The sequence below is a fragment of the Paenibacillus sp. AR247 genome (assembly GCF_002968895.1).
Taxonomy (GTDB): domain Bacteria; phylum Bacillota; class Bacilli; order Paenibacillales; family Paenibacillaceae; genus Paenibacillus_AQ; species Paenibacillus_AQ favisporus.
Genome location: NZ_PCZT01000023.1, coordinates 179,916 through 182,065, shown reverse-complemented (window position 1 = coordinate 182,065; position 2,150 = coordinate 179,916). Strand labels below are relative to the sequence as shown.

Below are 2,150 nucleotides of genomic sequence, written 5' to 3'. Positions count from 1 at the left end.
ATGGGTGGCCTCCTTTCCACGGGGCAGTTGTTATTTTGTTTATCATACCATACCGGCTGCGGCGGACCGGCCCCATGTCACCTTGGAAAAAATGGAGTAGTTGTTTTAAACATTGGATACCTTGTTGACCGTTAAACTGTCTTGTCCCAAATGTTGCGAAGGTGATAACAAAAGGATAACAGGAAAGCCCTAATCTCCTTGTAAAAGTGATTAGGGCTTCTTTCTGCTCAGTGTACTGATTACCTGCTTTACCTTCCTTGGAAAATTGCCTTCTCCGTGTTAAACCTTCCTCGATGAACCATCATTGAAATGACAACGCTGTTCCATCCTCGGCGAATGTTAGGCTGACGCCTCGATTTCCGGCTTCTGTTCGGACTTTCGGCCCGTCCTCCACGCCTTGTTCGCCACCAGCGTCACCAGCATAGCCAGAATCAGCGCCACGAGCATAGCCGCGGCAAAGCCGACCACGTTGTTGGACAGAAACGGCCCCATAAAGGACGGAACATACGCCGTTCCGCGCACATTAAACAGTCCCACCAGTCCCCCGCCGACGCCGGCTGCCCCGATGGCGCCCGCGAAGACGACCTTGTTCGAGAACATAAACGGATACGCCGCCTCGACAAAGGTGCCGAAGCCCATGTTGATCAGAAACCCTGGCGCGGCCACTGCCGCCTCTCCCCGGTCCCGCGGAGCGATGATGTTGGCCAGGGTGATTCCCGCGGAGACCATCACCAGTCCGACCATGTCGATGGCCCCCAGGAAGCTGTTGCCGGTCTTCTCCATTTCCAGCAGGACGATCGGCAGAATCGCCGCGTGATACACGCCGCCGATAATCGCCGGCCAGATCAGAAGGCCTGCGACCACGCCTGCGATGATCGGATTAAACGAAATCGCCTGATTGATGATGTATTTAATGAACTCACCGAGCTGAAGGGCAAACGGGGCGATCAAATAATACATGATCAATCCGGATATGAGGCCCGCCAATCCCCCGGCCACGATGTTGACCGTCGTCATCGGAAACTTCCACTGCACGCATTTGACAAATAAATACTGCACCAGCAGGCCGGCGCCGATCCCGCCGATGATGCCCCCGATAATGCCGCCGTTCACCGACAGCACCCCGGCGATGACGCCTGCAACAATCGACACTTCGTCCATGTCGGAAATCTGCTTGGCCGCCACGACCGCCAGCACGACCGGCAGCGCCTTGAGCATCAGGTCGAACACCTCGCTGAGTCCCTTCAGCGCCGGGATCTGGCTGATCGCCAGCACGATCGCCATGGCGATGAAGCCCGGCAGCGAGGACTGCATGATGCCCTTCAAGTTGATCCGCCGCAACGGGTTCCCCACAGGTGCGGCGGACTTGTCCCCGGCGCTTCCGAGCACCGGGATGTATTTGATCCCCCAGTATTTGCACAGGGACGTCATAAACGAAACAGCCCGCGTCCGGTTCGTCGTCCCGGTCGTGCCCGACGTGGCGATGACGTTCGCCCCCTTGGAGCTGATCATCGCCATGGATGTTCCGCCGGTCCCCACGACGGGAATGCCCGCCTCGGCCGCGGCCTGCACCGCCTGCCGGTTGGACCCTTGCGGATCGGCGCTCATCACGATCAGCCCGTCGATACCGCCGGACCGGATCCGGTCTGCCAGCTCCGCATCCGCTTCCGCCGCCGCCTCATTCGTATCTTTCAGCGTCCCTTCGTACCGCTTCGCCAGACGCTGCTCATCCTCATTCCATCCGTACAGCACGGCGGTGGTGTGGTCCTTGGCGACGTCCATCGATTCGGATGCGGCAATGAACTGCACGAGGCCGATGTCCACGCCTGCGCTCTGACACTGCGCCTTGATCTCCCCGATCAGTTTCTCGGGATCCTTGCCGCCGAGGTTAAACAGGTTGCCTCCGCTGCTGCCTGCAATCGCTATTCGCTTCATCTCGTTCTCCTTGTTGTGTGGCTTTCATTCTTTATCTGATTACCGTATTACCATATTATAAGAGTAAAAGGTTAGGCCGACAACCGTTTTACCTTCAGAAAATAGGCCTCTGTGCGTTACTGCTGGCACCCGGTAGTTAAGCCGTATCTAGGGTTCCTCATTTCGGTTCGACGTTCGGCGGCATTTCCAACCGCCATCCACCTTCTCCTTCACCC

General features: G+C 57.5%; 1 protein-coding gene. It reads right to left on the bottom strand.

From position 1 onward, the window contains the following. Positions 1-339 precede the first annotated feature (339 nt). Positions 340-1,935, bottom strand: coding sequence for a PTS sugar transporter (locus tag CPT76_RS29860; protein ID WP_105445454.1), 1,596 nt, complete (start codon positions 1,933-1,935; stop codon positions 340-342). Positions 1,936-2,150 lie beyond the last annotated feature (215 nt).